Origin of the sequence: Aeromicrobium duanguangcaii (genome assembly GCF_024508295.1) — a bacterium.
GTDB classification, from domain to species: domain Bacteria; phylum Actinomycetota; class Actinomycetes; order Propionibacteriales; family Nocardioidaceae; genus Aeromicrobium; species Aeromicrobium duanguangcaii.
Genome location: NZ_CP101990.1, coordinates 236,443 through 260,745 on the forward strand (window position 1 = coordinate 236,443; position 24,303 = coordinate 260,745).

Annotated in this window: 19 protein-coding genes; 11 read left to right on the forward strand and 8 right to left on the reverse strand. The window is 71.1% G+C overall.

The features are described from left to right. The first annotated feature begins 39 nt into the window (after positions 1 to 39). On the forward strand, positions 40 to 1,470 hold the full coding sequence (gene purB, locus NP095_RS01195; RefSeq protein WP_232418018.1) for an adenylosuccinate lyase: 1,431 nt from the start codon (positions 40 to 42) through the stop codon (positions 1,468 to 1,470). Between the two features lie 75 nt (positions 1,471 to 1,545). Here purB and NP095_RS01200 read toward each other — a convergent pair whose 3' ends face one another. After that, complete coding sequence (locus NP095_RS01200) at positions 1,546 to 2,094, reverse strand: maltokinase N-terminal cap-like domain-containing protein (protein WP_232418017.1); 549 nt, start codon at positions 2,092 to 2,094, stop codon at positions 1,546 to 1,548. Positions 2,095 to 2,110: 16 nt separating this feature from the next. Continuing rightward, complete coding sequence (locus NP095_RS01205) at positions 2,111 to 3,277, reverse strand: MFS transporter (protein WP_232418015.1); 1,167 nt, start codon at positions 3,275 to 3,277, stop codon at positions 2,111 to 2,113. Between the two features lie 71 nt (positions 3,278 to 3,348). Here NP095_RS01205 and NP095_RS01210 point away from each other — a divergent pair, with 71 nt between their 5' ends. The 3 genes from NP095_RS01210 (at position 3,349) to NP095_RS01220 (ending at position 7,457) form a co-directional block, all read left to right on the forward strand. Continuing rightward, a complete protein-coding gene (locus NP095_RS01210; protein WP_232418014.1) occupies positions 3,349 to 4,209 on the forward strand; it encodes a phosphoribosylaminoimidazolesuccinocarboxamide synthase in 861 nt (286 codons plus the stop codon). An 84-nt stretch (positions 4,210 to 4,293) separates the two neighbouring features. Continuing rightward, on the forward strand, positions 4,294 to 5,856 hold the full coding sequence (locus NP095_RS01215; RefSeq protein ID WP_232418008.1) for a long-chain-fatty-acid--CoA ligase: 1,563 nt from the start codon (positions 4,294 to 4,296) through the stop codon (positions 5,854 to 5,856). Positions 5,857 to 5,894: 38 nt separating this feature from the next. Beyond that, the gene (locus tag NP095_RS01220; RefSeq protein WP_232418006.1) at positions 5,895 to 7,457 is read left to right on the forward strand and encodes a glycosyltransferase family 2 protein; all 1,563 of its coding nucleotides are present in this window, start codon (positions 5,895 to 5,897) and stop codon (positions 7,455 to 7,457) included. A gap of 9 nt (positions 7,458 to 7,466) precedes the next feature. Here the strand turns inward: NP095_RS01220 and NP095_RS01225 are convergent, their stop codons facing one another. Genes NP095_RS01225 through NP095_RS01240 form a run of 4 tightly spaced genes read right to left on the reverse strand, consistent with a single transcriptional unit; the run spans position 7,467 to position 13,985 of the window. Beyond that, positions 7,467 to 8,444, reverse strand: coding sequence for a class I SAM-dependent methyltransferase (locus NP095_RS01225; protein WP_232418005.1), 978 nt, complete (start codon positions 8,442 to 8,444; stop codon positions 7,467 to 7,469). A 38-nt stretch (positions 8,445 to 8,482) separates the two neighbouring features. Further along, positions 8,483 to 11,038, reverse strand: coding sequence for a CDP-glycerol glycerophosphotransferase family protein (locus NP095_RS01230; RefSeq protein WP_232418003.1), 2,556 nt, complete (start codon positions 11,036 to 11,038; stop codon positions 8,483 to 8,485). Continuing rightward, positions 11,035 to 13,509, reverse strand: a complete 2,475-nt coding sequence (locus NP095_RS01235; RefSeq protein ID WP_232418002.1) for a rhamnan synthesis F family protein — start codon at positions 13,507 to 13,509, stop codon at positions 11,035 to 11,037. Before NP095_RS01235 ends, NP095_RS01230 begins: the two co-directional genes overlap by 4 nt. After that, positions 13,506 to 13,985, reverse strand: coding sequence for a hypothetical protein (locus NP095_RS01240; protein WP_232418000.1), 480 nt, complete (start codon positions 13,983 to 13,985; stop codon positions 13,506 to 13,508). The genes NP095_RS01235 and NP095_RS01240 overlap by 4 nt, the downstream gene beginning before the upstream one ends. 120 nt (positions 13,986 to 14,105) lie before the next feature. Between NP095_RS01240 and NP095_RS01245 the strand changes: the two genes are divergently transcribed. Continuing rightward, positions 14,106 to 16,892, forward strand: coding sequence for a YfhO family protein (locus NP095_RS01245; protein ID WP_232417999.1), 2,787 nt, complete (start codon positions 14,106 to 14,108; stop codon positions 16,890 to 16,892). On the opposite strand, the gene NP095_RS01250 is transcribed toward NP095_RS01245, so the two are convergent. Then, positions 16,845 to 17,786 carry a lysylphosphatidylglycerol synthase transmembrane domain-containing protein gene (locus NP095_RS01250; protein WP_232417986.1) on the reverse strand — a complete coding sequence of 314 codons (942 nt, stop codon included), beginning with the start codon at positions 17,784 to 17,786 and terminating at the stop codon, positions 16,845 to 16,847. The two genes, NP095_RS01245 and NP095_RS01250, sit on opposite strands and share 48 nt — an antisense overlap. Before the next feature lie 60 nt (positions 17,787 to 17,846). On the opposite strand from NP095_RS01250, the gene NP095_RS01255 reads away from it, so the two are divergent. The 6 genes from NP095_RS01255 to NP095_RS01280 all read left to right on the forward strand — a co-directional run bounded on the left by NP095_RS01255 (position 17,847) and on the right by NP095_RS01280 (position 23,227). Continuing rightward, on the forward strand, positions 17,847 to 18,971 hold the full coding sequence (locus NP095_RS01255; RefSeq protein WP_232417984.1) for a glycosyltransferase family protein: 1,125 nt from the start codon (positions 17,847 to 17,849) through the stop codon (positions 18,969 to 18,971). A gap of 2 nt (positions 18,972 to 18,973) precedes the next feature. After that, positions 18,974 to 19,723 carry a class I SAM-dependent methyltransferase gene (locus tag NP095_RS01260; protein WP_232417982.1) on the forward strand — a complete coding sequence of 250 codons (750 nt, stop codon included), beginning with the start codon at positions 18,974 to 18,976 and terminating at the stop codon, positions 19,721 to 19,723. Positions 19,724 to 19,777: 54 nt separating this feature from the next. After that, on the forward strand, positions 19,778 to 20,791 hold the full coding sequence (locus tag NP095_RS01265) for a glycosyltransferase family 2 protein (RefSeq protein WP_232417972.1): 1,014 nt from the start codon (positions 19,778 to 19,780) through the stop codon (positions 20,789 to 20,791). Positions 20,792 to 20,858: 67 nt separating this feature from the next. Then, positions 20,859 to 21,140: a GNAT family N-acetyltransferase gene (locus NP095_RS01270; protein ID WP_232417969.1), complete on the forward strand. Its 282-nt coding sequence runs from the start codon at positions 20,859 to 20,861 to the stop codon at positions 21,138 to 21,140. A 29-nt stretch (positions 21,141 to 21,169) separates the two neighbouring features. Continuing rightward, entirely contained in the window at positions 21,170 to 22,351 is a 1,182-nt protein-coding gene (locus NP095_RS01275; RefSeq protein ID WP_232418564.1) for an Nramp family divalent metal transporter, read from the forward strand. 18 nt (positions 22,352 to 22,369) lie between these two features. Beyond that, positions 22,370 to 23,227: an Fpg/Nei family DNA glycosylase gene (locus NP095_RS01280; protein ID WP_232417966.1), complete on the forward strand. Its 858-nt coding sequence runs from the start codon at positions 22,370 to 22,372 to the stop codon at positions 23,225 to 23,227. Between the two features lie 54 nt (positions 23,228 to 23,281). Here the strand turns inward: NP095_RS01280 and NP095_RS01285 are convergent, their stop codons facing one another. Then, positions 23,282 to 24,223 (reverse strand): DUF6801 domain-containing protein, encoded by a 942-nt coding sequence (locus NP095_RS01285; RefSeq protein WP_232417963.1) that lies wholly within the window; start codon positions 24,221 to 24,223, stop codon positions 23,282 to 23,284. Positions 24,224 to 24,303 lie beyond the last annotated feature (80 nt).

The window sequence follows — 24,303 nt, forward strand, 5'->3', positions numbered from 1 at the left end:
GTCGAACGCCGTCCCGCCGTCCTCGCCGGTCCTGCGACAATGGGGCCCGTGACCACCCCGAACGTCCTGGCCTCCCGTTACGCGTCCGCCGAGCTGGCTCGGATCTGGTCGCCCGAACACAAGATCGTCCTCGAGCGTCAGCTGTGGATCGCCGTGCTCAAGGCACAGCGCGATCTCGGCATCGAGACCCCGGACGGCGTGATCGAGGCCCACGAGGCCGTCGTCGACCAGGTCGACCTGGACTCGATCGCGGCCCGCGAGCGGATCACCCGCCACGACGTGAAGGCCCGCATCGAGGAGTTCGCGGACCTGGCCGGCAGCGAGCACATCCACAAGGGCATGACCTCGCGCGACCTGACCGAGAACGTCGAGCAGCTGCAGGTGCGCGCCTCGCTCGTGCTGCTGCGCGACCGCGCGGTCGCCGCCCTCGCACGGCTGGGCCGCCTCGCCGCCGAGCACGCCGAGCTCGTGATGGCCGGTCGCAGCCACAACGTCGCCGCGCAGGCCACGACCCTGGGCAAGCGTTTCGCCACGACCGCCGACGAGCTGCTCGTCGGGATCGAGCGCGTCGACCAGCTGATCTCCCGCTACCCGCTGCGCGGGATCAAGGGTCCGGTGGGCACGGGTCAGGACATGCTCGACCTGCTCGGCGGCGACGAGTCCAAGCTCGCCGATCTCGAACAGCGCGTCGCGGCGCACCTGGGGTTCGAGCGCACCTTCACCAGCGTCGGTCAGGTCTACCCGCGGTCGCTGGACTTCGACGCCGTCAGCTCGCTCGTGCAGTTGGTGGCCGCGCCGTCGAGCCTGGCCCTGACGATCCGCCTCATGGCCGGCAACGAGCTGGTCACCGAGGGCTTCAAGCCCGGCCAGGTGGGCTCCTCCGCCATGCCGCACAAGATGAACACCCGCTCGTGCGAGCGGGTCAACGGTCTCGCGGTCGTGCTGCGCGGCTACGCCTCGATGGTGGGCGAGCTGTCCGGCGACCAGTGGAACGAGGGCGACGTGTCGTGCTCGGTCGTGCGCCGGGTCGCGCTGCCCGACGCCTTCTACGCCGCCGACGGCCTGTTCGAGACGTTCCTGACCGTCCTGGACGAGTTCGGCGTCTTCCCCGCCGTGATCCAGCGCGAGCTGGACCGTTACCTGCCGTTCCTGGCCACGACCAAGGTCCTGATGGCCGCCGTTCGTCACGGCGTCGGTCGCGAGACCGCCCACGAGGCCATCAAGGAGCACGCGGTCGGCGTCGCCCTCGAGATGCGCGAGAAGGGCACGGCCGAGAACGACCTGCTCGACCGCCTCGCCGCCGACGAGCGCCTGGGACTGACCGCCGACGACCTGCGCCGGCTCGTCGCCGAGCCGCTGTCCTTCACGGGCGCTGCGGCGTCCCAGGTCGCCGCCGTCGTCGGCCAGATCGGGGCCGTGCTCAAGCGCCACCCGGAGGCTGCCACCTACAGCCCCGGCGACATCCTCTAGCCCGAGATTTGCTCCGCATCCGACCTTTCAGAGCCTCTGAAAGGTCGGATGCGGAGCAAAATTCGGAGGGGGAGGTCAGCCGAGCCAGGCCAGGACGGCGGGCTCGGGCTGGCCGAGCCACGTGGCGCTCAGCGTGCCCGTGACGTCCTCGGGCACGGTCCCGGGGACCAGCCGGACGACGTGCAGCTCGCCGGTGCCGTCGCCGGATCCGCGCACCGCCGCGGTCGTGCGCCGGCGCGCCAGCGCGTGGCCCTCGCTGTCGACGAGGTCGACCTCGGTGCCCGCGTGCCGGATCACGGCAGTGGTCTCGGCGACGTAGACCGGGTCGCTGGGCCCGTCGTAGACCCAGCGGTGGCCCAGGACCGAGTGCTCGAGCTCGCCCACGAGGACGCCGTCGTCGAGGGGCGCCGAGCGGTAGGTCACGGGGACCTGCGCGACGCCGCCGGGAACGGGCAGCAGGAAGGTCTCGATGCCCACGTCACCGGCCGGGTCGTCGAGGCGGAAGTTCGCCTCGAAGGGGCGCACCTCGGCGCCGGGCGGCCACCAGGACTGCCGGGGCAGCCAGTCCGCCAGCAGATCGGCCTTGCTCGGGGTCAGCTCGGAGGTCGGGTGAACGATGCCCATGACTCAGGGTGGCACCTCAGACCGGTTGCGTCACGCGCCTTGCGGCGAGAATCGCCGCCGCGACCGAGAGCAGCGCAGCGCCGATGATCGGCGCGAGCGGATGCAACGCGTAGAGCCCGGCGCCCAGGATCGGACCGGCGACATAGGTCATGCCCACGGTGGCCGCGAGCTGGCCGGCGACCGCGGCGTGCTCCGAGGGCTCGACCGCCAGCGTCGCGCCCGCGTTGTAGCCCGGCAGTGCCAGGCCGAGGCCCACCGCGACGACGACCATCGACGGCAGCAGCGTCGCGAGGTTGGGCGCGAAGATCGCACCGCCGTACCCGGTGGCGGCGACCAGGCTGCCGGCGACCAGCAGCCCGCGCGGCCCGCCGGGGATCCGCGGCGCGAGGAAGGCCTGGGTCAGGGCGAAGCCGATGCCGATCAGGACGCCGGCCAGCGCCACGACCTGGGCCGTGGCGGAGTTCGACAGGCCGAGCCGGTCCTGGACCAGGAAGCCCATGATGATCTCGACGAGAGCCAGGCCGAGGAAGAGGGACGCGCCGGCGACCAGGTAGGGCAGCACCCGGGGGTCGCGCCAGCCGAGCCGCTCGCCGTGCGGGCGCTCCTGCCGCTCGGGCCGCGGCAGCAGCCAGACGGCCACGAGCGTGGCCGAGACGAGCACCGGCGCCACGTGGACGGGCAGCAGCAGGCCGCCGATCGCGAGGAGTCCGCCCAGCGCCGGTCCGACGACCAGCGAGATGCCCTGCATCGCGCCGAAGGCGCCCATGGCCTTCGTCCGGGCGATCGCGCCTTGGCTGGCCGAGGCCAGGTAGGTCAGGCCCGCCACCGGGACCGCGGCGAAGCCCAGGCCGTAGAGGATGCCGCGGGTCAGCGCGAAGACCGACAGGACGAGCCAGCGCGGCAGGTCCTCGTGGGCGGCGATCTGGACCATGACGGCGAAGCCCACGGCGCCGAGCGTGGCCAGGACGAGACCGCGCACGAGCACGGCGTGGACCCCGTGCCGATCCACCTGGCGGCCCCACCACGGCCCGGTCAGCACGAGCATCGCCGCCGAGAGCGTCATGACGGCGCCGAGGTCGACCTCGCCCAGGCCGACCACGCGGGTCACGGGGGCGAGGACAGGAACGAGCATCCCCTGGGCGGAGTAGACGACGAGGGCCGCCGTCAGCAGCGTCGCGGTCATGGTCCTCGTCGATGGCACCGGCACAGCCTGCCATGGATACGGCCGGGGAGGGGGCCCACTAGCCTGTTCCCATGCCGCTGGAGATCCCCGGAGCCACCCACCTGCACTCGGGCAAGGTCCGCGACCTGTACACGTACGGCGACGCCCTGTTGATGGTGGCGTCCGACCGGGTCAGTGCCTACGACTTCATCCTCGAGCCGGGCATCCCCGACAAGGGCGAGATCCTCACGCGGATGAGCCTGTGGTGGTTCGACCAGCTCGCCGATCTGGTCCCGCACCACGTGATCAGCACCGACGTGCCGGCCGAGGTCGCCGGCCGCGCCCTGATCGTCGAGCGGCTCGACATGTTCCCCGTCGAGTGCGTCGCCCGCGGCTACCTGACCGGGTCGGGCCTGGCCGACTACCGCGAGACGGGGGCCGTGTGCGGCATCCCGCTGCCCGACGGACTCGTCGACGGCTCGCGCCTGGACGCGCCGATCTTCACCCCCGCGACGAAGGCCGAGCTGGGCGAGCACGACGAGAACGTCTCCTTCGAGGCGGTCGTCGAGACCGTCGGAGCCCCGATGGCCGAGCGGCTGCGCGACCTCACGCTGGCGGTCTACGGCCGCGCGGAGGAGATCGCCCGTGAGCGCGGCATCATCCTGGCCGACACCAAGCTCGAGTTCGGCGCCCGTCCCGACGGCACGATCGTGCTCGCCGACGAGGTGCTGACGCCCGACTCGTCCCGGTTCTGGCCCGCCGACCGGTACCAGCCGGGTCAGGCCCAGCCCAGCTACGACAAGCAGTTCGTCCGCGACTGGCTGACGTCGCCGGAGTCCGGCTGGGACCGTGCCTCGGACACGCCGCCGCCGCGGCTGCCCGACGAGATCGTCGAGCGCACGCGCGACCGGTACATCGAGGCCTACGAGCGGCTCACCGGCCTGACCTGGTGACGCGGGGGCCTTGGTCCTCATACGGTGGTGTCCTTCGTTACAGTGCTGGTGTAACGCAGGCCACACCCCCGGAAAGAAGGCACCGTGACCAACCTCGCCGCCATCCTCGACGACACGACCGCCAAGTACCCTGAGCGCACCGCGATCGTCTTCGGCGACACTCGCCTGAACTACGCGCAGCTCAATGGGGCCGCCAACCAGGTGGCGAACCTGCTCGTCGCCCGCGGAATCAAGCCGGGCGACAAGGTCGCGATGTCGATCCCGAACCTGCCCTACTTCACGATCGTCTACTTCGGCATCCTCAAGGCTGGCGCCACGGTCGTGCCGCTCAACGTCCTGCTGTCCGAGCGTGAGGTCGCCTACCACCTCGACGACTCCGACGCGGTGGCCTTCTTCGCGTTCGAGGGCACCCCCGACCTGCCGATCGGCGACCGCGCCTGGGCCGGCTTCAACGAGGTCGAGGCCTGCAAGGACTTCTTCCTGATCAAGCTCGACTCCGCCGCGCCCGAGCCGATGGAGCCGCCGGAGTACTACGGGCCGCTCGTGGCCGCGCAGTCGCCGCAGTTCACCACGGTCGAGCGCGAGGACGACGACACCGCCGTCATCCTCTACACGTCCGGCACCACGGGCCAGCCCAAGGGCGCCGAGCTCATGCACCGCAACCTGCTGGCCAACGCGAAGCTCGGCGTCTCGCTCTTCGGCGCCGACGAGAACGACCCCGACACCTACCTGGCCGTGCTGCCGCTGTTCCACATCTTCGGCCAGACCGTGATCCAGAACAGTGCCGTCCTGTACGGCGGCACGATCGTCTACCTGCCGCGCTTCGAGCCCGAGGCCGCGCTGTCGCTGCTGCTCAAGGAGAAGATCACCTTCTTCGCCGGCGTGCCCACGATGTACTGGGGCCTGCTGCAGGCGCTGGCGGCGTCCGACGGCGGCGTCGACGTCGAGGCGATCGCCAAGAACATGCGGGTCGCGGCGTCCGGCGGTGCGGCCCTGCCGGCCGACATCCACCGTCAGTTCGAGGAGAAGTTCGGCATCGTCATCCAGGAGGGCTACGGCCTCTCCGAGACGTCGCCGGTCGCCTCGTTCGGCGTGCGCGGCGAGGCCGTGCGCGTCGGCTCGATCGGCCGGGCCGTCGAGGGCGTCGAGCTGAAGCTGATCAACGACGACTGGAGCGATCTGCCGCACGACCCCGAGGCCATCGGCGAGATCGCCATCAAGGGCCACGGCATCATGAAGGGCTACTACAACCGGCCCGCGGCCACGGCCGAGGCGATCCAGGGCGAGTGGTTCCGCACCGGCGACCTCGCCCGCAAGGACGACGACGACTACTTCTACATCGTCGATCGCAGCAAGGACATGATCATCCGCGGCGGCTACAACGTGTACCCGCGCGAGCTCGAGGAGGTGCTGATGACGCACCCGGCGGTCTCGCTGGTCGCGGTCATCGGCATCCCGCACGAGTCCCACGGCGAGGAGATCAAGGCCGTCGTCGTCAAGAACCCCGACGACGCCACGACCGAGGCCGAGCTGCGCGAGTGGGCCAAGGGCCAGTTCGCCCAGTACAAGTACCCGCGCATCGTGGAGTTCCGCGAGGAGCTGCCGATGACGGCGACGGGCAAGATCCTCAAGCGCGAGATCCACTGACGTCGCGTGAGTCCGCGGCGCTTCAGTAGGCTCGCGTCGTGGACGCAGACGAGGGCATGACGGCGCCGAGGTTCTCCCTTCTGACGCGCGTCACGGATGCCGGCCCTGAGGCCTTCGCCGTCACGGCGGCATCCGTGGCGGAGCAGAGCCTGCCCGGCTGGGAGTGGGTCGTGGCGCTCGCCCCGTCGGCGTCGAGCCAGGTGCGCGACGCGCTGCGTGACGCGGCCGCGGGCGAGCCCCGGATCATCGTGCTGGAGTCCGACGGCGACGAGCTCGCCGGGGGCCTGGCCGCCGGCCTGGCTGCCGCGTCGGGGGACTTCGTCGGTCTGCTCGACCTCGGTGACACGCTGACGCGCCGGGCGCTGGAGTTCGTGTCCAAGACGATCGACGCGGCGGGCGACGACCTCGACGTGGTCTACACCGATCACGACGAGCCCGAGGCCGACGGCCCCGGCCGTCAGGCGTACTACAAGCCGGACTGGTCGCCCGAGCGGTTGCGGCACCACGCCTACGTCGGATGGCTCTGCGTCCTGCGTCGCAGCACGCTCGTCGAGGCGGGAGGCTTCCGGCCCGACGCCGGCTCCGCCGCCGCGCTCGATGCCCTGCTGCGGGTCACCGAGCGCGGCGGCGACGTGCAGCACGTCCGGCGGGTCCTGTACCGCCGCAACGGCGGCGCTCCCCACGAGGACGCCGACGCGGTCACCGCTGTGCAAGAGCATCTCGATCGCGTGGGGATCGCGGCGACGGTGGCCCCCTCGAAGACGCCCGGGCTGCTGCAGATCGACCGACGCCCCGACGTCACGACGACCACCTCCGTCATCATCCCGACGATCGGCACGGCGAAGGAGATCTGGGGCACGCGCCGCAACCTGGTGACCGAGACGGTGCGCACGGTGGCCGAGCACTCGCGTCACGAGGACCTCGAGTTCGTGATCGTCTACGACCCGCCCACGCCCGAGGAGGTGCTCGAGGAGTTGCGCGCGCTGCGCGAGAGCCACGGCCTGCGCATCCGTCTGGTCGTCTTCACCGAGAAGTTCAACTTCAGCGCCAAGTGCAACGTCGGCGCCGCCTACGCCGCCGGTGACGTCCTGGTCTTCCTCAACGACGACATGGCCGCGCGCAGCGACGCGGTGATCGAGGACCTCATTGCGCCCCTGCGCGAGCCGGGCGTCGGGGCGACGGGCGGCAAGCTCTTCTTCGAGGACGGCACCGTCCAGCACGGCGGCGTCCGCTTCGGCAGCGGCCACCTCTCCGACCCGTACCGCCGGGCCTCCGCGGACGCCCTCGGCGAGCGCGGTGAGCTGCAGATCAACCGCGAGGTGACGGTGCTCACCGGGGCCTGCGTGGCCGTCCGGCGCGAGGTGTTCGAGGAGGTCGGTGGCTTCAGCGAGCGGTTCCCGATGAACTTCAACGACGTCGACTTCGGCCTGAAGATCGCCCGCGCCGGCCTGCGCTCGGTGTGGCTGCACGACGTCCAGCTCTGGCACTTCGAGTCCGTCAGCCGCGACAACACCGTGCGTCCGTGGGAGTTCTCGCGGCTCGAGCAGCGCTGGGGCTCGCGCAAGGTCGTCCGCGAGCGCTACTCCAACAACGTGCGCTGACGGTCGGTCTCAGCGTCGGCGCAGCCGGCGACGGACGCGTCCTGCCGTCCGGCGGACCGTGCTGGGAGCGGGCTCCTGCTGCGCCGCCTGCTCGAGCTCGGCGACGCGACTGCGCAGCCTCTTCTCGACTCCCCGCAGGCGCCGTGCCTCCGCGGTGGCCGTCTCGGCCGTGCTCTCGAGGCCGATGACGCGGTCCCGCTCGACCAGTTCGGCGCGCCAGGCGGCCGTCATGAATCCCTCGGCCGAGGGGCCGGGCCGCACCCAGCGCGGGTCCTTGCCGACGACCAGCTCGGGCTCGGTGGGCACCTCGCCCTCGCGCGCGGGACGGACGGCGAGCTGGAACTGGTAGACCAACGCGTCGGGCCGGGTCCGCACCCAGGCCAGCACGCCCGGCGGCAGGTCGCCGGGATCGACGTCGACCTCCACCCCCAGCGGGTCCGCGGTGGTCCCGCGGAGCTCGGTGGTCACCAGCCCCGCGTCGGCGACCATCTGCAGCAGGCTGTCGCGGGAGAAGAACCGGATGTGGGTGCGATCGAGCAGCCCGGTGTCCGTGGTGCGCCAGCGTCCCTGCAGCAGGGCGAGCCGGAGCGACCCGTGCGTGACGTTCGGGATCGAGATGACGATCCGGCCGCCGGGAGCCAGCAGGCGCACGCTGTCAGCCAGGACGCCCACCGGATCCATGATGTGCTCGAGCACGTCGGCGAAGATGATCGCGTCGAACGATCCGGCCTCGAAGTGCCCGCTGAGCGGAGCCGAGTCGAGGTCGCCGACGACGACCGACTCCAGGTGCTCCGCGGCGATCGCAGCCGCAGTGGGATCGAGCTCGAACCCGCTGACGCGGCACCCACGCTCGATCAGCAGCCGGCCCAGGTCGCCGGCCCAGCAGCCCACGTCCAGGACCCGGTGCGCGTCGCCGAGCAGGTCGATGACCTGCCCGTGGCTCGTGTTCAGGTTGGTCGGGTCGATCTCGACGGCGTAGTGGCTCATCTGCGGCTCAACTCTCTGTTCGACAGTCGTACGGGGGATCAGCTGCCGTACAGGGACTTCACGCGGGCCACGACGCGCGCGGCGGCCCGGTCGTCGACGTGATCGAAGAAGAGCCGACGCCGCCAGGCGTAGTCCTCCTCCTGCTCCGGTGACAGGGGATCGAAGAAGCCGTCGAGCGCCTCGGCCAGGTCGTCGAAGGTCTCGCAGACCGGGCCGGGAAGAACCTGGTGGAGATCATAGAACAGGCCGCGTTCCTGCTGGGAGTACCGATCCAGGTCGTAGGCGAAGCTGGCCACGGGGCGTCCGGTCAGCATGAAGTCGACGAGACAGCTGGAGTAGTCGCTGACGAGGGCGGCCGCGCTGCGGTAGAGGACCTCCAGGTCCGGGTACCGCCGGCTCGACACGTCGATCGCCCCCAGCGGCGCCAGCTGGTGCCAGTACGTCTTGGCGGAGTCGGCCATGTGCTCGCGCACGCCGAGCACCGCGTCGTTGCGGTACATCCAGTCCTGCAGCCAGGCCAGCTCCTCGGGACTGAAGCGGTAGTAGGCCTCGTCCTGCGCGTCCTTGAAGGTCGGCAGGAACAGCACGAGGCGGCGGCCGTCGAGGTCGGACTCGAGGCGACGGCCGGCGTCGGCCAGGTCGGGCGGGAGCCGCTCGGGCTCGCACCGGATGTAGTCGTTGCGCGGCAGCCCGGTGGGCCACATGTCGGTGTAGGCGAGCGGCCAGAACGCCGACCTCATGGTGAGGGAGTCCATCCGGCTCGACGTCACCACGGCGCGGCAGGCCACGTGCTCGCGGCCCTCGGCCCTCTTCAGCTCGGGGGGTGGGTCGATCATGGCCGAGCCGAATCGCTTGAGCGGGATGCCGTGCCAGGTGTTGACGAAGTTGTGGGTGATCGGGGAGAGCGGCCAGTGGGCGTTGATCCGCGGCCCGTGCTTGACGAAGATCTGGCGCGCCCGGGCCAGGTGGTACTGGCCCTCGCGGCTCATCAGCGGCACCGTCACGACGTTCTCGCCGGGCAGGTCGATCCGGCGGGAGCGGGTCAGGATGATCTTCTTGATCGACGGGTCGTCGGCGATCTCGTCGAACAGGGCGCGCTCGTTGCCCGAGAGGGTGTGGTCGTACGCGCAGACCGGGAACGCCCACCAGTGGTCGAACTTGGGCGCCCAGCGGTCCTCGGTGCGGAACCGCGCCCAGGACCACGGCTCGTGGTAGTCCACGGTCCCGTCGGGGCGCGTCGTGATCGACAGGCTGTGCCGGAGCTTGTCGTCCGCGCTCATCCGCAGCAGGTTGCGCTCGAAGGACTCGACGTCGGCGCCCGGCACCAAGGCCAGGACGCGCTCCTTCCAGGTGTCGAGGTCCGGCATGCGCCGCGGGTTCTCGGAGATCAGGTTGCGCTTCAGCAGCGGGAAACCCTGGGCCAGGACGTCCCAGTAGTCGGTCGTGTAGGCCGGCAGGTAGGGGTACAGCCCGTCGACGATCGTGGCGAAGTCGAAGCCCCGGGTCAGCAGGTACCGGCTCAGGCCGACCTCGTACTTGAGGATGACGAGCGACTTCGAGGTCTGTCGCCGGACCGAGTCCAGCCGCGCCCGGAACCCCGGGTCGGCGATGACCGGGCGCCGGAAGACCAGGAAGTACGAGCTCAGGTGCAGGTGGTCGACGGGGTCGATCTCGTTGGGGACGCGCCAGCGCTGCTTCGCCTCCGCCAGCGGCAGCGGGACGTCGTCGCCGTTGTCGCGGGAGTAGGGGCGCTTGGTGGCGTGCAGTCCCCACCAGTCGGCGGCGGTGGCGACCATCTGGGCGAACACGTCGTCGAGGGGGCGCAGCAGGTAGGCGCTGTCGTTGGCGAACACGACCTCGTCGTACGTCGCGAGGGTGTCCCAGCCGACGAGGTCCTGCGCGAGCATCGACCACGAGCCGAAGTCGTAGCGGCCGTGGCGGATCGACCAGGCACCACGCGTCACGCCGGCGAGCTTCTCCAGCTCGCCGGGCGCCATCGTGGAGTCGGCCAGGTAGTACACGTCGGCGTGGCGCGACAGCTCGGTGACGTAGGCGACGACGTGGTCGTCGACGATGCCGTCGGGGTCGTACCCCACGAACAGGCAGGCTCGACGGATCGTGTCGTCGGCTCCGAGGCTCGTGGGGGGCCGGACGTCATCGACCGGCGGGAGCGTGGGCAGGTCCTGGTGCCGTCCCACGAGCAGGTGGTGGATGAGCGGGTTGATGTCCTCGCGCGTCGGGTCGAGGTGCTCGTTCCAGTACCACCACAGGTCGAAGTCGATCCGGGGGTTGACCAGGTTCTTCCAGCCGATGCTGCAGAAGTGCCTGAACGGTCCGGTCTGGGCGGCGCGCACCAGGACCTGGGCCCGCTTGTAGGCCTTCACGTCGAACGCCTTGGCGCGCTTGATCAGGGCGACCTCGCACTCGAGCACGACCGGGTCCGGGGCGGGCGCCGCGGACTCGGGGGCCGGTGACAGCCCCGACGCGAGCACGTCGTCGAGCAGCGACTGGGCGGCCTCGGGCGACTCGCCCCGTGCGTCGTCCCAGCGCGCCGCGAAGGCGGACCAGGCGATGACGAACTCGTCGAGCGTCACGCGACACCTCCTTCGAGCTCGAGACGCACGCGCTCGACGGCGCGGGCGGTGTTCTGGTCGTCGACGCGGTCGATCAGCAGGTCGCGCGTGCGCAGGTACCGGCGCGACGGCTCGGTGGCATCGAGGGTGGGGGCGAGCGCCTCGACGAGGGAGTCGAAGTCGCGGCAGACCGGACCGGGGAAGAGGTGCTCGAGGTCGAACAGCAGCGAGTCGGCGACCTGGTCGAGGTCGTGCGCGAAGCTGACGACGGGCCGGCCGGTCACCATGAAGTCGAGCCCGATGCCGTCGTGGTCGGTGACGAGGACGTCGGTGGCGCGCAGCACCGCCTGGGTGCTGGGGAAGCCGATCGCCGAGAGGTCGAGGGCGGCTTCGCCGAAGCGGCGCAGGTAGGCGCGCTCGAGGTCGCCCCGCGGATCGCGGACGCCCCACACGGCGTCGTTCGCCCGCGCCCACGCGACGAGAGCGTCGATCTCGCGCCGGGAGTAGGGGTACGGCTTCGCCGAGCTGAGAGAGGAACGGTGCGAGGTGGCCAGCAGGACGAGGCGGCGCCCGCCGAGGAGATCGCGGACGCCCTGTTCCTGGGCGGCGACCTCGGGCGGGGGCAGCTCGGCGACGAGGTGGTCGTGGGCGGGGATGCCGGTCAGCCAGGCGTCGGCGAAGCGGGCGGGCCAGTGGGCCGCGAGCGCGACACCACGGTCGACGGCCGACGCGGCCAGCACGCCGGTGACCTTCGGACGCGGGATCTCGTGCAGCATCTCCAGCGGCCCGGTGTCGTCGGGGCGGGAGATGTCAGGACGCGGCGAGGGGGTCATCATCCGCGAGGTGGCGACCATCGACAGGCCCTCGCGCACGGCGACGACGACATGTCGCTCGGCCAGGCTGCCGAGGCCGAGGGTGCGGAACGGCTGCTCCTTCACGAAGATGACGCCGGCGCCGAGCAGGGCCTCACGCCCGGCGGGGCTGCGCTCGGGCAGGCAGACCACGTTGCGTCCCGCCGGCTCGAGGCGGACCGAGCGGGAGAGGACGATCTTGGTGATGGCGGGGTCGTCGCGGACCAGATCGAAGATCGCGCGGCTGTTGTCCGGCAGCATCCCCGTGGCGGGGTCGACGACGAACACCCAGCGGTCGGGCCGCCGCGGCGCGGCGGTGTCGGCCTTCTTGAACTCGCGCGGGGTCATCGGCGTCGGGACGACGACCTCGCCGTCGTCGCCGCGCTCGATCGCGAAGCTGCGGGCCAGCCGGTCGGCGGGGGCCGTGCGGAGCAGGCTCTCCTCGAGCACCTCGACCGGAGCCTCGGGCGCCACCTCGAGGAGTCGCTCCTTCCAGTGCACGAGCCCGGGCACGTCGTAGTGGTTCTGGTAGATCAGGAACCGCTTCAGCACCGGGAAGCCCTCGTCGATGAGCCGGAACGCCCACGGGGTGAAGACCGGGTGGAAGGGGTAGAGGTACGGGACGAACGTCGAGAAGCGGTGCCCGTGGCCGATGAGCAGGTGGGTCAGGCCGATCTCGTACTTCTGGATGATCAGGCGCTTCGAGGGCTGCGCGGTGACGCTGTCGATCAGCCGGCGGAAGATCGCGTTGTCGAGCACGGGGCGGCGGAACGCCAGGAAGTACGAGCCCACGAGGAAGTCGTAGGTGACCGAGTCCTCGTACTGGTCGAGGAGCTCGTCGCGGACGGTGTCGAGCGGGATCGGATCGGGGAACGCGTTCTCGGGGACGTCGCGCGTCATCGCGATGCCCTTCGTGGCCTGCAGACCCCACCAGTCGCACGCCTGGGCATCCATCCGCTCGAACACCTCGTCCAGCGGACGGACGAGGAAGGACGAGTCGTTGACGAACAGGACCTCGTCGTAGTCCTCGAGGGCCTCCCAGCCGACGAGGTCGCGGGCGAGCATCGAGTACGAGCCGAAGTCGTAGGCGCCGTGGCGGACGGACCAGGCGTCCCGCGCGACCTCGCGCAGCTTCGCCAACTCGGTCTCGGGCAGGTAGCTGTCGTACAGGCAGTACACGTCGCTGAACCGGGCCAGCTCGCGCAGCAGGATCATGGCCGCCTCGTCGACGACTCCCTGGGCGTCGAAGCCGGCGAACAGGCAGGCGCGGCGCACCGGACGGTCGGTGGGCAGGACCGCGCCGGGCCCACTGGCGGTGGTGCGCGGCCGGGTCGAGAGGCCCACCGCGCGTCCGGCGAGGGCGTAGTGGACGAGGGGGTTGAGCGAGTCGTCGGCCGGGTCGAGGTGGTTGGCCCAGTACCACCAGACGTCGAACTCGGCGTTCGGCTTGCGCAGCTGCTTCCACCCCGTGGTGCAGAAGTGCTCGAGCAGGTCGGTGACGGTGTCGGGCAGGGTCGGCAGGGTCGGCAGGGTCTGGGCGTAGTACGCCTCGTCGAAGAGCGGAGCGACCGCGGCCATCTCGGCTTCCAGCCGCTCGTGGTCGGGCATCAGCTCCAGCGCGACCAGGGCGTCGGCGCTCACTGGTGGGTGCGCAGGTGGTTGAGGAGCGGGTTCGCCCGGCGCTGCGCCACCAGCGGATGCTTCGCGAGGTAGCGCTTGGTGCTGAACTCCGGGCCCGGGTCCTTGCCCTCGGCGGCGCCGTGTCGCAGGTAGTGCAGGGCCGGGCTCAGCCCGGTGGACACGACGTCGGGATAGGCGCGCAGGTACCAGGCGCCGTCGAAGAGGGAGGAGGCCCGCAGCTCCTGGGCGTCGGCCAGCTCCTGGGGCGTGGCCGCGTTCGGGAGGACGCGACGCTTGAGCCACCCCTTGGGCCCGGACGCGACCCGCTCGGACCGGGTCAGCTGGGCGTCGAGCGTGCGCGAGATCTCGAGCGCCTGGGCCTCGGCCCGGTCGGCGGCCGCGGCGCGCTCGGCGCAGGACTCGTGCGCTTCACGCGCGGCGGCCAGTTCGCGACGACACCCCTCGAGTTCGGCCCGCAGTTCTGGGCCCCCGGCCACCTGTGAATCCACCCGCGTGTCCCCCTGTTGTCTCGGCCCCGTCATCATAACTGCTGGGGGAGAGCGCCGAATCCCCGTCGCGGGGCACCGATGTCAACCGAGTAGGGCTGGGGAGCACACATGACGAAGACGCCGTCGCGCCAGCGGGACGGGGTTGCCCCGGTCGAGCGAGCCACGCGCGTCGCCATGGTGGTCGGCATCGTCGCGCTCGTCGCCCTGACGTTCGGCCCGGCTCTGTTCGGCTTCGGCGTCTTCCTCGACGTGGACCTGCTCCAGGCGTACTGGCCCTGGACCGCGACCGGAGCCGTGCCCGCCGGCGCGATGTGGTGCCGTGGCGACACGTTCGACGCGCTGTACCCCGCGATCGTGAACACCGTCGAGTCGGCCCGCGCCGGGGTGTGGCCCACCTGGACGCCCTACGAGGTCGGCGGCGCGCCCATGGCGTCCCTGCCGAACCACACGGTCCTGAGCCCCGTCACGTGGCCGTTCTGGGTGCTGCCGAGCCACCTCGCCCCCGCGTGGGTGAAGCTCACCGAGCTGCTCATCGTCGTGGTGGGGATGGTGGCCCTGCTGGGCCGCTGGGGCGTGCGCCGCAGCGCGGCCCTGCTCGCCGCCTTCGTGTTCTTCACCAGCGGCTTCATGCTGATGTGGACGAACTGGCCGCACACGCGGGTGGCCGTGTTCATCCCGCTGCTGTTCTGGGCTCTCGACCGGGTCGTGGTCGAGCGCCGCGCCCGCGACGTGGCGTGGGTCGGCCTGGTCGTGGCGAGCATGCTGCTCGGCGGCTTCCCGGCCGTGACGCTGTTCGCGCTGACGACGGGCGCGGTCTACGTGCTCGTGCTGGGCTGGCGCCAGGAGGGCACCCGCGCGACCGTCGTGGCCTGGGCCGGCGCGGCCGGCGGCGTCCTGCTGGGCGTGGCCCTGTCCGCGGTCCAGATCCTGCCGTTCGTCATGAGCCTGGGGAACGTCCTGGCCGGACGGGAGGCCCGGGACGCGACGCCGACCGAGCTGCTCGTGACGAGCGTGGCCCCCGGCGCGTGGGGCACGTGCGTCGAGAACGAGCGCTGGGGCAGCGTCAACCCGATCGAGGGCATCGCCTACGTCGGGGCCGGGGCCGTGCTCCTGCTGCTGGTCGTTCTCGTCATGGGCCGGTCCGCCCGGATCCGTCCGGGTGTCGTGGGCCTCATGTCCGTCCTGCTGGTCACCTGGGTCTGGCTGACGTGGTTCGGCGGCGCGCCGCTCGAGCTGCTGCAGACGCTGCCGGGGTTCGACACGAACAAGATCGGCCGGGCGGCCTCGATCGTCGGCTTCCTGGTGGCGCTGGTCGCCGCCTTCGGGCTCGACCGGCTGGTGGCTGCCGCCGACGAGGGCCCCACCGCGCCGGTCGGCCGGCGGCTCCCGCTGGCCGCCCGCATCGCGCTGGGCGCCTTCCTGGCGCTCGGAGCGGTCTACGTGGCGTGGCGGGTCGTGGCAGTCAGCCTCGACGCGGGCACCGCGTCCGAGGTCGCCGCCGAGCTCGTCCTGCCGGCGATCTGGGTCATCGCGGGAATCGTGGTGCTGTCCGCGGGCCTGATGAGTGCGAAGGTGCGACGGATCGTCCCGGTCGCCGTGGTCATCATGGTCGTCGTCCAGGCCACGATGTTCGCGCGGCACGTCTGGCCGCTGAGCGACCGCAGTCACCTGTATCCCGTCAGCGAGGCGCACGAGTTCCTCCAGGCGAACATCGGCGAGGAGCGCTACGCCAGCGGCGCCATGTGGGGATACCCGGCGACGTCGGACTACTACAAGCTGCGGACGCCGGTCGGTCACGAGTTCACCGCGCCGGCCTGGAAGGAACTGCTCAACACGGTCGCGCCGGACACCGAGATCACCCGCACCTACTCCCGCTTCTCCGACCTCCCCACGCGCGAGATCGGCGACAACCCGCTGCTGGACCAGTTCTCGGTGAAGTACTGGGCCGTCCGGCCCAGTCAGGTGGTCGGCGAGCTCGCCTACCCGTCCGGACGACCGTCCGGCGCCGTGACCCTCGACGACGGTGAGCGCGCCACCTGCCGGCTGCCGGCGGGCGGGCTGCGCGGCCTCTCCGTGGAGGCCACGCGGGCGATCCCGCTCGAGGAGACGGACCGGGTTCAGGCCCACGTGCGGGTCACGGCGGGCGACCAGGTGATCGAGGGCGTCCGCGCCTTCGCCGGGACGATCCCGAAGGGCCCGATCCGCATCGGGCTGGCCGGCGAGGACCTGCCGTCCTCCGGCGACGCCGAGGTCGAGGTGTGGTTCACCGGAACGAAGCAGCCGGTCGAGCTGGCCGCGACGGACGACGGTCTGTGGTGCGAGGCCGTCCGCCCGCGCGACGACGGCCTGCGACTCGTGCACACCGACGCCGGGTCGGTGGTCTACGAGCGGCTGACCTCCCTGCCGAGGATCCGCTGGGCCGGTGAGAGCCGCGTCGTGGAGTCCGCTCCCGAGCGCCTCGACCTGCTGAAGAAGGGGATCGCGTCCGACGAGGTCCTGCTCGACGAGCCCGGGCCGTTCGTGGCCGACGGGTCGAGCGCCCGCGTCGACCCGGTCCGCGACGATGCCGGATCGATCGAGGTCGAGGTCGACGCCACCGGCGACGGCTACCTCGTGGTGGCCGACTCCATCGCCCGCGAGGGCTGGGTGGCGACGGTGGACGGCGAGCAGGTCGACCTGCTCCCGGCCAACCACGCGTTCGCGGCGGTGCCGGTCCCCGAGGGACGGCACACCGTGGAGCTGGAGTACCGGGCTCCGGGCGTGTCCCAGGGTCTGGTCATCACCGGGGGAGCGGTGGCGATCACTGCCGGCCTCTTCGTGGTGCCGCTGCTGTGGCGCCGGAAGCGCTCAGGCGGACGCGCGGTGGATGACCAGCTGGACGCCCGCGAGGAGTAGGTCGACCAGGGTCGAGAGGCAGCGGACGACGAGCGCGACGACGAGCGCGCTCGACGTCGGCATCGATCCGGCCAGAGCCAGCACGAGGACGGCGTCGCGGACACCGGCGCCGGCCGGGAGGAAGAACGCCGCCATGCCCAGCGTGTACGCCAGGGCGTAGCCGACGATCGAGGGGGCGAGGGTCTCGGTGGGGTCGCCGTCGAGGCCGATCACGATGAGCCACACCTGCAGGCCCAGCAGCAGCCAGGTCAGGCACTGCCACGCCGTGGCCTTGAGCAGCGAGCTCCAGCCGATCGTGGCCGGGAGGGGCTCACGCCGAGCGAGGCGCAGCAGCCGGCCCAGGACGAGGTCGAGCAGTCGCGGGTGGATCAGCACGTACAGCACGGGCAGGACGAGGACGAGCCACCAGAACCGGTGACGCAGGTCGTCGCTGACCCACGGCATCAGCGCCACCGCCACGGTGATGCCGGCGACGCCGGAGATCACCAGGGCCAGCACGCCCAGCACGGCGGCCGAGCGGCGCGGCACCTTGTGCTCGCGGCCCATCTCCATCTGGGCCACGATCGACCACAGGCTGCCGGGCACGTACTTGCCCAGCTGGCTCACGAAGAAGATGTGGGCCGAGGGCCGCAGCCGCAGCGGCGACCCCAACCCGGAGAGGAGCTCGCGCCAGACCTGCAGGGACGCGACCATGCCCAGGACGGCGAAGACAGCGGCCCCGGCGATGGTCCACGGCGGGATGCGCTCGAGGTCGTCGGCGATCGCCTGGTAGTTGCGGGTGATGGCCACGGCGGCCAGGGCCAGCATCACCAGCAGGGCCAGTCGCTTCGCCCACGTACGAGCCGTGGTGCGCTTCTGGCCCGTCGGGGCAGGGCCCACCGGCTGCGCATCCACGTGCTGAGGTTAGCAACCGCTCGCGAGAGCGGAGCGGGCCCAGCGGCTACAGTGACGGGCGTGCGCATCGTGGCTTTCGGAACCTACGACGCCGCTGTCCACCCCCGCGTCGCGGTCCTGATCGCGGGACTGCGCGCCTGGGACCAGGACGTGGTCGAGCTCAACCGCCCCCTGGGCTACTCCACCGCCGAGCGCGTGGCGCTGGTGCGCCAGCCCTGGCGGCTGCCCGGTTTCGGCCTGCGCCTGCTGAGCCGCTGGGCCTCGCTGGCCCGCCTCGGCCTGAGGGAGAGGCGACGTGGCCGGCCCGACGCGGTGCTCGTGGGCTACCTGGGTCACTTCGACGTCGTGCTCGCGCGCTTGGTCTTCGGCCGCGTCCCGATCATCCTGGACCACCTCGTGTCGGCGTCCGGCACGGTTCTCGACCGGGGCCTGGCCGCGCGCGGATCGCTGCGCGGGCGGGTGATGACCGCCATCGACCGGCTGGCGCTGGCCTGCGCGGACGTCGTCGTGGTCGACACGGCCGAGCGCGCCGCGGTCCTGACCGAGAGCGGTCGCAGCAACATCGTCGTCTGTCCCGTGGGCGCCTCCGACGAGTGGTTCGCCGCGGGCTCGTCCGCGCAGCACTCCGATCCCGACGCGAACCTGCGCGTCGTCTTCTTCGGCCTCTTCACCCCGCTCCAGGGCGCCACCACCATCGCGCAGGCCGCAGCGCTGCTCGAGCCCGACGACCGGGTCGAGATCACGCTGGTGGGTCGCGGCCAGGACTGGGACGAGGCCCGCCGGATCGCCGGCGACCGGGTGCGGTGGATCGAGTGGCTCGAGCCCGCAGACCTGATCGACCTCGTCGCCTCGCAGGACGTGTGCCTGGGCATCTTCGGCACCACGGCCAAGGCCCTCGAGGTCGTGCCCACGAAGGTGTTCCAGGGGGCTGCGGCCGGCTGCGCGATCGTCACCTCCGACACCACGGCCCAGCGCGGGGTGCTGGGCGACGACGCGAAGTACGTCCCCCCGGGCGATGCGAAGGCCCTCGCGGACGTGCTGCGCGAGCTGGCCGCGGACCGTAGCCGGGTGGCGGACCTGCGCGAGCGCATGCAGACTCGGGCCGCCCGAGATTTCACCGCGGCGGAAGCCGTGCGACCGATGATGAGACAGATCGGTCCAGTGGATCCGATCGAGGAGGAGTGAGCGTGTCGAAGGCAAGTGTCGAGGGACTGCCGCCGTTGGCGATCCGAGCCTGGCTGCGTTACGACGTGGTCCGGCGGGTCTTCGAGCGGATCGCGCCGCGCACCGTGCTCGAGGTCGGCTGCGGACAGGGCGCCATCGGCGCTCGGCTGGCGCAGCACAGCGAGTACCTGGCCGTCGAGCCCGACGACAGCTCCTTCGCGGTGGCCGACTCCCGGATCCGTCCCGTCGGCGGCACCGTGCTCCACGGCGTTCACGCCGACGTGCCCGCGGACGCGACCTTCGACGTGGTGTGCGCCTTCGAGGTGCTCGAGCACCTCGAGGACGACAACCAGGCCCTCAAGGACTGGGTGGCGTCCATCCGGCCCGGCGGGCACCTGGTGATGTCGGTGCCCGCGTTCCAGAGCCGGTTCGGCCCGATGGACACGAACGCCGGACACTTCCGCCGGTACGAGCCGCAGCAGCTGCGCGCGCAGCTCGAGGCCGCCGGACTGGTCGACGTCCGGACGACGGTCTACGGCTGGCCCCTGGGCTACGCCCTCGAGGCCGTCCGCAACCGGATCGACGCCCGCAAGCTCGAGCGCCGCGACGCCTCGATGGAGGACCTGACCTACGCCAGTGGCCGGACGTTCCAGCCGCCGAACCGGATCGTGGGCCTCGTGGTCGCGGTCCTGGTGCGCCCGTTCATCCTCCTGCAGCGGCTCCGCCCCGACCGCGGCATCGGCATGGTCGCCTCCGCTCGCAAGCCCGCCTGACTCCGCGCGCCGTACGATGGCTCCTGAGCGCCCGTCCCCGATCCTGAGGAAACCGTGAAACTAGTTGTTCAGATCCCGTGCCTGAACGAGGAGGAGACGCTTCCTCTGGTGCTGGCCTCGATCCCGCGTCAGATCCCCGGCATCGACGAGATCGTCGTCCTGGTGATCGACGACGGGTGCAGTGACCGCACCGTCGAGGTCGCGCGCGAGCACGGAGTCACGGAGTTCGTCCACCACGTCCGGAACCAGGGCCTCGGCCGCTCGTTCCACGACGGCGTCATCCGCGCGCTGGAGCTGGGCGCCGACATCGTGGTGAACACCGACGGCGACAACCAGTACCCGCAGGACCGGATCACCGATCTCGTCCAGCCGATCATCGCGGGCCAGGCGGACATCGTCATCGCCGACCGCCAGGTCCACCTCGTCGAGCACTTCTCCTGGGCGAAGAAGCAGCTGCAGAAGGTCGGCAGCTCCGTCGTGAACCGGGCGGCCGGCACGAAGCTGCCCGACGCCGCCAGCGGGTTCCGCGCCTACTCGCGCGAGAGCCTGATCCTGCTGAACACCATCACGCGGTTCAGCTACTGCATGGAGACGATCATCCAGGCGGGCAACAAGAACCTGAAGATCGCCAGCCTGCCGATCGTCACGAACCCCAAGACGCGCGAGTCGCGCCTGTTCAAGACGACGCCCGAGCACATCGCCAAGTCCGCGATGGCGATCACCCGGTCGTTCATCATGTACAAGCCGTACGTGATCTTCAGCTGGCTCACGCTGATCTTCGGCGTGCTCGGGCTGATCCCGTTCGTGCGCTACGCGGTGCTGTGGACCCAGGACGAGCAGGGCGGCCACCTGCAGTCCCTGTTGCTGGGCGTGCTGCTGCTGACGATGGCGATGCTGTGCGTGATGCTCGGCGTGGTGGCCGACCTCATCCGCACCAACCGCGTGCTGATCGAGGACAACCTCGAGCACACCAAGCGGCTGCGCTTCGGCGACTCGGCCCGCGAGTCGCTCGTGCGCCACGGCCTGTCCGAGGTCACGTACGAGCGCGTCGAGTCCACTCCGTCCTGACCCTCCGCCGGGTCCACGCGCAGGCACGCCCCCGGCCGCCGGTGGCGTGGTGTGGCAAGGTCGTCCCATGACGGTCGACATCACGTACAACGAGCCCGAGCAGCAGTACGAGATCGCGGTCGACGGCGAGGTCGCCGGCCACACCGTGGCGCGGGACGAGGGCGACGTCGTCGTCTTCCCGCACACCGTGATCGACGAGCGCTTCGAGGGCCAGGGCCTGGGCGGCAAGCTCGTCGGCTACGCGCTCGACGACGTCCGCTCGCGCGGCAAGAAGGTCCAGGCGCACTGCACCTACGTCAAGCACTTCATCGAGAAGCACCCCGAGTACCAGGACCTGCGCGCCGAGTGACCCACGCCCTGCGACGCCGGCTCACGCTGTTGGGGCCGGCGTTCATCGCTGCCGTCGCGTACGTCGATCCCGGCAACGTCGCGACGAACCTCACCGCCGGGGCGCAGTTCGGCTACACGCTCGTCTGGGTCATCGTCCTGGCCAACCTCATGGCGGTGCTGCTGCAGTACCTCTCGGCCAAGCTGGGACTGGTGACGCGCCGGTCGCTCGCGGCCCAGGTGGGCGGGCGCGTCTCGACCCGCACGCGGTTCCTGTACTGGCTGCAGGCCGAGGGCATCGCGATCGCCACCGATCTGGCCGAGGTCATCGGCGGCGCGATCGCGTTCCACCTGCTGTTCGACCTGCCGCTGCCGGTGGGCGCGGTGCTGACGGCCGTGGTCGCGATGCTCGTGCTGACGATCGGCGACCGACGCGGGCAGGGCGCTCTCGAGCGGCTGATCGTGGGGTTCCTGCTGCTGATCGCGGTCGGCTTCCTGGCCGGACTCGTCGTGGGTCCGCCCTCGGTCTCGGGCGTGGCCGGCGGTCTGGTGCCGCGCTTCGACGGCGCCGAGAGCGTGCTTCTGGCGTCGGGCATCGTCGGCGCCACGGTGATGCCGCACGCGGTCTACCTGCACTCCAGCCTGACGGCGGGCCGCCTGGGTCGTCGGGGCGAGGACTCGTCCGTGCGCGAGCTGCTGGCCGCCACCCGCACCGACGTGGTCCTGGCGCTGATCCTGGCCGGCGTCCTGAACCTGGGGCTGCTGCTCATGGCGGCGGCGAACCTGCAGGGCATGCCCGGCACGGACACGATCGCCGGCGCGTACGAGCTGATCGGCAGTGAGATCGGCGCGGGCGTCGCCCTGTTGTTCGCGGTGGCGCTGCTGGGCTCGGGCATCTCGTCGACGTCCGTCGGCAGCGCGGCCGGCGCCGAGGTCATGCGCAGCCTCACGTCGTGGTCGCTCTCGCCGTTGACGCGGCGGATGATCACGCTCATCCCGGCGCTGGCGATCCTGCTGCTGGGGATCGACCCGACCCGGGCCCTCGTCGTGTCGCAGGTCGTCCTGTCGATGGGCATCCCGTTCGCCGTCGTGCCGCTGGTGTGGCTGACGTCCTCGCGCGCGGTGATGGGCGAGTACGTCAACCGCCGGGCCACCACGGCGCTGGCCGTGCTGGCGGGCGGCGCGATCGTGGCGCTGAATCTGGTCCTGCTGTGGCTGACGTTCGTGGGCTGAGACTCCTAGGCTGGCGCCATGCCTGAGATGCCCGAGGTCGAGGCGCTGGTGCGCTGGCTGGGCGAGAAGCTCGACGGAGCCGTCGTCGCCGACATCGAGCCCGCCTCCTTCGCGGTGCTCAAGACCTACGATCCGCCGGTGTCGGCGTTCGCGGGCCTGACCGTCTCGGCCGTGCGCCGGCACGGCAAGTTCATCGACATCGACGTGGACGGCCTGCACCTGGTGATCCATCTCGCGAAGGCCGGGTGGTTGCGCTGGAGCGACCACTTCGGCGACAAGCGGATCAAGATGGGCGGGCCCCTCGCCCTGCGGCTGCGCGTCGACCGGGGCGACGGACCGCACGAGGGCTTCGACCTGACCGAGGCGGGCACCCGCAAAGGACTGGCCGTCTACGCCGTGCGCGATCCGCAGGAGGTCCCGGGCATCGAGCGGCTCGGCCCCGATCCCTTGGAGCCCGGCTTCGACCTGCGCCCGCTGCTGCAGCGCCGGATGCAGGTCAAGCGGCTGCTGCGCGACCAGTCGATCATCGCCGGCATCGGCAACGCCTACAGCGACGAGATCCTGCACGCCGCCCGGCTGTCGCCGTTCGCGATCGCCGAGAAGCTCGACGAGGACGAGATCGGCCGGCTCGAGTCGGCCGTCACCTCGGTGCTGACCGAGGCGGTCGCGGCGGCCGACGGCAAGCCCGCGTCGGACCTCAAGGACGCCAAGCGCGAGCGGATGCGGGTGCACGGGCGCGCGGGGGAGACCTGCGACGTGTGCGGCGGCACGATCGCCGAGGTCGTCTTCGCGGACTCCTCCCTGCAGTACTGCCCGACCTGCCAGACCGGCGGTGTCCTGCTCAAGGACCGCACCACCTCGAAGTTCCTGAAATAGACGAAGGGGGCGAGGGCCGAAGCCCTCGCCCCCTTCCTCAGGGTCGAGCCGGTGTCACTTCTTCTTGACGGTGACCATGACCTTCACGCGGGCGGTGCCGCCCTTGCCGTCACGGACGGACACGTAGAACGCGGTCTTGCCCTTGAAGTTCTTCTTGGGCTTGAACGTGAACTTCGGGCCCTTGCCGCTGACCTTGCCGGCCTTCTTGTTGACCTTGCCGACCTTGTAGGTCAGGCGGTCGCGGTTGGCGTCCGTGGCCTTGATGACGAACTTCTTGGCCTTGTTCTTCTTGGTCACGACCTTGACGGTCTTGGGCGCCTTCGGGGCGACGTTCGGCGCCTTGACCACGCGGATCGAGCCCAGGGCGCGGTCGGCGGGGCCGACACACGTCAGCTTGGACGGGATGGTCTCGGCGGGCATCTCGTCGGGCTCGGTGTAGATCGAGGCCGCGATGGTGAAGCTCGCCGGCACGCCCAGCGCGACGGAGCCAGCGGTGTACGCCGGGGCCTTGATGGCCGGGACGGTGCCCGAAGCCGGGATGTTCCACGGCTGGTTGACCGCCTGCGGGATGGCCGTCCTGGGCGCGGCGAGGTTCGGAATCCGGATGGCAGACGTCTTGCCAGCGGTCGTGAGGGTCATGGCAGCGTCGGTGGAGCCGCCCCAGGCGGCCGTGCCACTGAGCAGGCCGACCGTCGAGTCGCGGAGCAACTCGGGCATCGTCAGCGTGATCTTGACGGCACGCTTGGGAATCGTCTGGCCCGGGTAGACGGTGGTGGGGACGGTGGTCGAGATGGCCACGTCGAGCACGTGGGTGCCGAGATTCAGTGGCGGAGCGTCGCCAGCCGTCACCTTGCAGGTGTACTTGAAGCTCTTGGAGAGCGCGACGTCGGCGGCGTGAGCGGAGGACGCGAGGCCCACCGTGGCGAGCGTTCCGCCGACGAGGGCGGCGGTGATGGGGAGCGCGACGCGGCGCGCTACGAGGGAAGAGCGGGTCACGATGGACACCTTTCGGACGGTGCCCGCCGAGGTCGAACTCCGGCGGACGAGAACTGGCTGCGCGGTAACGTAGCACAGCG

Bases quoted from the DNA above. Each gene is read 5' to 3' on its own strand.
- purB (WP_232418018.1), top strand. From the start codon at position 40: ATGGGGCCCGTGACCACCCCGAACGTCCTGGCCTCCCGTTACGCGTCC.
- NP095_RS01200 (WP_232418017.1), bottom strand. From the start codon at position 2,094: ATGGGCATCGTTCACCCGACCTCCGAGCTGACCCCGAGCAAGGCCGAT.
- NP095_RS01205 (WP_232418015.1), bottom strand. From the start codon at position 3,277: ATGACCGCGACGCTGCTGACGGCGGCCCTCGTCGTCTACTCCGCCCAG.
- NP095_RS01210 (WP_232418014.1), top strand. From the start codon at position 3,349: ATGCCGCTGGAGATCCCCGGAGCCACCCACCTGCACTCGGGCAAGGTC.
- NP095_RS01225 (WP_232418005.1), bottom strand. From the start codon at position 8,444: ATGAGCCACTACGCCGTCGAGATCGACCCGACCAACCTGAACACGAGC.
- NP095_RS01245 (WP_232417999.1), top strand. From the start codon at position 14,106: ATGACGAAGACGCCGTCGCGCCAGCGGGACGGGGTTGCCCCGGTCGAG.
- NP095_RS01270 (WP_232417969.1), top strand. From the start codon at position 20,859: ATGACGGTCGACATCACGTACAACGAGCCCGAGCAGCAGTACGAGATC.
- NP095_RS01280 (WP_232417966.1), top strand. From the start codon at position 22,370: ATGCCTGAGATGCCCGAGGTCGAGGCGCTGGTGCGCTGGCTGGGCGAG.